Source organism: Streptomyces sp. MZ04, assembly GCF_004684775.1.
Classification (GTDB): Bacteria; Actinomycetota; Actinomycetes; order Streptomycetales; family Streptomycetaceae; genus Streptomyces.
Map to the genome: position 1 here is coordinate 1 of NZ_SRIC01000411.1, position 5,711 is coordinate 5,711.

Genomic DNA, 5,711 nt, shown 5'->3' on the forward strand with positions numbered 1-5,711 from the left:
GACCCGCCCGGCCCCGGCGCTCCCGCGTCCTGAGGTTCCTGCCGCTCGGCATCGCCGCGTGGCTGGTCCTGGAGATCTGGCTGCTGACCGTCGTGGCGGGCGCCGCCGGCGGGCTCACGGTCTTCCTGCTGCTCGTGGCCGGAGTGGTGCTCGGCGGCGTGGTCATCAAGCGCGCGGGACGCCGGGCCTTCCGGGAGCTCAGCGAGACGCTGCAACAGCAGCAGAGCGGCCTGACGGCCCCCACCGCCGAGCGGGGCGGCGGCAACGCCCTCACGATGCTGGGCGGGCTGCTGCTCATCCTGCCGGGGCTGATCTCCGACGCCCTGGGACTGGTTCTGCTGGTGCCGCCCGTCCAGAAGGCCGTCAGCCGTTTCGCGGAGCGGACCATCGAGCGCAAGGTCCGCGAGGCCACCCCCGGCGGCCTCGGCGACGCCTTCCAGCAGGCGCGCATGCACCGCCCCGACGGCAAGGTCGTCCAGGGCGAGGTCATCAGGGACGACGAGCCGCCGACCCGGGGACCGCGCCCGGACGACCCGCAGCTCCCGCACTGACACACATACGCACGCACGAAGGCCGGGGCCCTGCTCAGCAGGGCCCCGGCCTTCGTATGTGCGGTGTTGTTCAGTCCGCCGTCAGGCGGACTTGCGACTGTCCCGCGGGTGCACCGCGATGTTCATGGCTCCTGACCGGAGAACCGCAAGGCGCTCCTCCAGGACCTCCTCGAGTTCCTCCCGAGTACGGCGCTCCATGAGCATGTCCCAGTGCGTACGCGCAGGCTTCCCCTTCTTCTCCTCAGGTCCATCGCCGTCAACAAGGAGTGCCTGGGCCCCGCAGACCTTGCACTCCCACTCCGGCGGGATTTCCGCCTCTACCGAGAACGGCATCTCAAATCGATGTCCGTTCTGGCATGCGTACTCCACGGCCTGGCGCGGAGCCAAGTCGATGCCGCGGTCGGTCTCGTAGCTGGTCACCACGAGGCGCGTGCCGCGAAGAGCTCGCTCACTCATGAATCGTGCCTCCCGGGCTTGTCGCCCACAGGACAGGTGTCGCTGTCGTCGTCATCCGGTCAACGTCCGGTCGGCGGTAAAGATTCCCGTTCAGGGTCATGCGTCGCCGTCGTATGCCGCCCCTTGTTGTACCCACCAGCGCCCGGTTTGTCACATCTAGTCACAGATGTCACCCAGCGTTTCTGAATGCTCATCGCGCAGTAACGGTCCGCCTGGTAGGCCAAACGCGTACACTACCGGCCTTTGGCTTCAGTTGCTAAATCCTGTCGGGTACGAGATTCCCCGCGTCGCGCACCGCACGTCGTACGGGCACCCGCGCGAGCAGCGCGAAACCGATCACGAAGAAGGCCACGAGCGAGATGATCGCGTCCCGATAGCTCCCCGTGAGCTGGTACGTCAGGCCGAACAGCAGGGGCCCGAGCCAGGCCATGCCGCGGTCGCTGATCTCGTACGCGGAGAAGTACTCGGCCTCCTTGCCCGCGGGCACCAGATGCGAGAACAGGGACCGCGAGAGGGCCTGGGTGCCGCCGAGCACCAGACCGATACCGGCCGCGAGCACGAAGAACCACACCGGCGCCCCCGACGGCAGGAAGTACCCGGCGCCGATCGTCACCGTCCAGGCGACCAGCGAGCCCATGATCGTGCGCTTGGCCCCGTACGTACGAGCCAGCCGCCCCATGCCCAGCGCGCCCGCCACCGCGAGGAGCTGCACGAGCAGGACCGCCACGATCAGCGTGGACTGGCCCAGGCCCAGCTCCTCCGAGCCGTACACGGACGCCTGGGAGATCACCGTCTGCACGCCGTCGTTGTAGACCAGGTACGCCAGGAGGAAGGCGAGGGTGTGCGGGTGGCGGCGCATGTCGCGCACGGTCGACGCCAGCTGCCGCCAGCCGCGTCCCGCCGTCTCCGAAGGCGGTGCCACGCGGTCGCGCAGCCTCCGCAGCGGTACGAGCGTGAACGCACCCCACCACACGCCCGCCGACGCCAGACAGATGCGCACGGCCGTCGCCTCGGAGACACCGAAGGTGTCGTGCGCCAGGAACAGGACCAGATTCGCCACCAGGACGAGCGCGCCCGCCGCGTAGCCGAACGCCCAGCCGCGCGAGGAGACCGCGTCGCGCTCCTCGGGTGTCGCGATCTGCGGCAGATACGAGTTGTAGAGCACCATCGACACGGCGAGCGAGGCATTGGCGACGATGAGCAGGAACCCGCCGAGCAGGTAGCGGTCGCCGTCCAGGAAGAACATCCCCGCCGTCGCCCCGGCCCCCAGATAGGCGGCCGCCGCAAGGAGCGGCTTCTTGCGGCCCGAACGGTCGGCGGCCGCCCCCGCCATCGGCATCACGAAGATCGACACGAGCACCGACGCCGACACCGTGTACGCGAAGAACGACCCGGCGCTGACCGGGACGCCCAGCGGGTGGACGTATCCGTCCGCGTCCGCGGCCGCCTTGGCGATCTCCGTCAGGTACGGGCCGAGGAACACCGTCAGGACGCTCGTCGAGTAGACGGAACAGGCCCAGTCGTAGAAGTACCAGCCGCGCTGCTCGCGCCGCCGCCCGGCGGCCTCCTCGTCGGCCGTCCGCAGTGCCCGCACGGTGTCGTCGCTCACCCGTGCCCCCTCGCTGTTCCCCGTGGTCCGCTGCCCCCGCCAAGGCGGTCAGGCCCAGGTGCCCCGGTCCTTCAGCACCTCGCGCAGCGTCTCGATGTGATCGGAAATGATGCCATCCACTCCGAGGTCGAGAAGGGCCCTCATACGGTCCGCGTCATTGACCGTCCAGACGTGGACCTGCAGGCCGCGCGCGTGGGCCGTACGCACGAATCGGCGGTCGACCACCCGGATCCCGCCGTGCGTCTCGGGCACCTGCGCGCACACCGCGGAGGCGCGCACCGCGGCCGGCAGGCCGTAGGAGCGCAGCCGTAGCGCCGCAACACCCCGCGTCCCGTACGAGGTGGCCAGACGCGGTCCCGCGAGGCGCTGCGCCCTGGCCACGCGGGCCTCGGAGAACGAGCCCACGCACACGCGGTCCCAGGCGCCCGTGCGGCGCAGCAGATCCAGCAGGGGGAGCAGGGCGGGCTCGGCCTTGACGTCCACGTTCCAGCGGACGTCCGGGAACGACTCCAGGAGCTCTTCGAAGAGGGGCACGGGCTCACTGCCCGCCACGCGCGCGTGGCGCACCTCGCTCCACGGCAGGTCGGCGATCCGCCCAGCCGCGTCCGTCACCCGGTCCAGCGTCGCGTCGTGGAAGGCGACGAGCGTTCCGTCCGATGTCGCGTGCACATCCGTCTCGATGTACCGGTAGCCCAGGTCGACGGCGCGCCGGAACGCGGCCGCGGTGTTCTCCAGGCCGTCGGCCGCCCCGCCGCGGTGGGCGAAGGCGAGCGGGCCCGGATGGTCGAGATAGGGATGGCGTACGCGCAGGGTCACCGCCGCAGTATCGCCTGCTCCGGTTGACCGCCGGCGGCCACCACGTCACCCCCGGATGGAGCGGGGACGGCGAAGAAGCGCAGGAAGAACTGGGCGAGCGGCCCGATCGCCAGCGCGTAAAGGATCGTCCCCACACCCACCGTGCCGCCCAGCACGAAGCCGGTGGCCACCACCGCAACCTCGATCAGCGTCCGCATCAGCCGGATCGAGCGGCCCGTGCGCTGATGCAGGCCCGTCATCAGACCGTCCCGCGGCCCCGGCCCGAACCTGGCCGAGATGTACAGGCCCGTCGCCACACCGTTCAGGACGATGCCCGCCACCAGGAGCGGGATACGGGCGCCGAGCGCGTGCGCCTCCGGCAGCAGCGCGAGGGTGCCGTCCATCGCCAGGCCGATGACGAAGACATTGGACACCGTGCCCAGGCCGGGGCGCTGCCGGAGCGGGATCCACAGCAGCAGCACGGCGGCGCCCACGAAGATGGAGACGACACCGATGGACATCCCGGTCAGCTCGGCGATGCCCTGATGGAGCACGTTCCACGGTTCGAGGCCGAGCCCGGACTCCACCAGGAGCGCGGAGCTCGCCCCGTACAGCGTCAGACCGACGTACAACTGGATCAGCCGGCGCGCCAGATGCGGCTTCACCGGACGTGGCCGCTCCGTGCTCGATGGCTCCGGCGTCGGCTCCGGCGTGGGCTTCGTCGTGGGCTTCGTCGTGGACAAGGAATGCCCCCCGCTAGTGGTAGTGGCCTGACGCATGACACTCTGTGGCTTGTAAAGGGATGCCAACCATGGCCAATTCCAGGAAGGTGGACTGGGAATCATGGCTCAGTGGACTTCGGCGGTGGGCGCCACACAACTCGCCCGGCTGCTCACCTCTCAGCAGACCCGCCCCGCGGGCCCGGGCAGCCGCAGGCCGCCCGCCTACCGCGCCCTCGCCGACGGCATCCGCATGCTCGTCCTCGAAGGCCGGGTCCCCGTCGCCGCCCGGCTGCCCGCCGAGCGCGAACTGGCCGTGTCCCTCTCCGTCAGCCGGACCACCGTCGCCGCCGCGTACGAGGCGCTGCGCACCGAAGGGTTCCTCGAATCCCGCAGGGGAGCGGGCAGTTGGACCGCCGTCCCGGCCGGAAACCCGCTGCCCGCGCGCGGGCTCGAACCACTGCCGCCCGAAGCGCTCGGCTCGATGATCGACCTCGGGTGTGCGGCCCTGCCCGCGCCCGAACCCTGGCTCACCCGCTCCGTCCAGGGCGCCCTGGAGGAACTGCCCCCCTACGCGCACACCCACGGCGACTACCCGGCAGGCCTGCCCGAACTGCGCCAGATGCTCGCCGAGCGCTACACCGCGCGCGGCATCCCGACCATGCCCGAACAGATCATGGTCACGACCGGCGCGATGGGCGCGATCGACGCGATCTGCCACCTCTTCGCGCCGCGCGGCGAACGCATCGCCGTCGAATCCCCGTCGTACGCCAACATCCTCCAGCTCATGCGCGAGACGGGCGCCCGTCTCGTCCCCGTCGCCATGGCCGAAGGACTCGGCGGCTGGGACATGGACCGCTGGCGCCAAGTACTGCGCGACGCCGCGCCCCGGCTCGCCTATGTGGTCGCCGACTTCCACAACCCCACCGGCGCCCTCGCCGACGAGGACCAGCGGCGCCAACTCGTCGATGCGGCCCGCTCATCGGGCACCGTCCTCGTCGTCGACGAGACGATGAGCGAACTGCAGCTCGACACGGACCTGCCGATGCCGCGCCCCGTCTGCGGATTCGACCCGGCGGGCTCGACCGTCATCACCGTCGGCTCGGCGAGCAAGGCCTTCTGGGCGGGCATGCGCATCGGCTGGGTGCGGGCGGCCCCCGATGTGATCCGCAGCCTGATCTCGGCCCGCGCGTACGCCGACATGGGCACCCCCGTGCTGGAACAGCTGGCCGTGAACTGGCTCCTGAACACCGGAGGTTGGGAGTCGGCCGTGGAGGTGCGCAGGGCCCAGGCGCGCGAGAACCGCGACGCCCTGGTCGCCGCCGTCCGCCGCGAACTGCCCGGCTGGGAGTTCGAGGTCCCGGCCGGCGGCCTCACCCTCTGGGTACGCACCGGCGGTATCTCCGGCTCCCGCCTCGCCGAGGTCGGCGAACGCGTGGGAGTCCGGGTTCCGTCAGGGCCACGCTTCGGCGTGGACGGCGCGTTCGAGGGGTATGTGCGGCTGCCGTTCACCGTGGGAGGCGCGGTGGCGGACGAGGCGGCGTCGCGACTGGCCGCGGCGGCGCGACTGGTGGAGACGGG

Annotated in this window: 6 protein-coding genes; 2 read left to right on the plus strand and 4 right to left on the minus strand. The window is 71.0% G+C overall.

Annotation, left to right across the window (positions count from 1 at the left end; translation table 11 throughout):
• A partial coding sequence (gene fxsA, locus E2651_RS40635) for an FxsA family membrane protein (RefSeq protein WP_135336298.1) occupies positions 1-551 on the plus strand: 551 nt, incomplete at its 5' end.
• Between the two features lie 81 nt (positions 552-632).
• Here the strand turns inward: fxsA and E2651_RS40640 are convergent.
• The 4 genes from E2651_RS40640 to E2651_RS40655 all read right to left on the minus strand — a co-directional run bounded on the left by E2651_RS40640 (position 633) and on the right by E2651_RS40655 (position 4,190).
• Positions 633-1,007 carry an RNA polymerase-binding protein RbpA gene (locus tag E2651_RS40640; protein WP_030360404.1) on the minus strand — a complete coding sequence of 125 codons (375 nt, stop codon included), beginning with the start codon at positions 1,005-1,007 and terminating at the stop codon, positions 633-635.
• A 256-nt stretch (positions 1,008-1,263) separates the two neighbouring features.
• Positions 1,264-2,616, minus strand: a complete 1,353-nt coding sequence (locus tag E2651_RS40645) for an MFS transporter (RefSeq protein ID WP_135336299.1) — start codon at positions 2,614-2,616, stop codon at positions 1,264-1,266.
• A 48-nt stretch (positions 2,617-2,664) separates the two neighbouring features.
• Positions 2,665-3,432, minus strand: a complete 768-nt coding sequence (locus E2651_RS40650; RefSeq protein ID WP_135336300.1) for a glycerophosphodiester phosphodiesterase — start codon at positions 3,430-3,432, stop codon at positions 2,665-2,667.
• Entirely contained in the window at positions 3,429-4,190 is a 762-nt protein-coding gene (locus E2651_RS40655) for a hypothetical protein (RefSeq protein WP_245239519.1), read from the minus strand. The genes E2651_RS40650 and E2651_RS40655 overlap by 4 nt, the downstream gene beginning before the upstream one ends.
• Positions 4,191-4,254: 64 nt before the next feature.
• Between E2651_RS40655 and E2651_RS40660 the strand changes: the two genes are divergently transcribed.
• Positions 4,255-5,711 (plus strand): PLP-dependent aminotransferase family protein (locus E2651_RS40660; protein ID WP_135336301.1); only part of this gene is annotated, 1,457 nt, incomplete at its 3' end.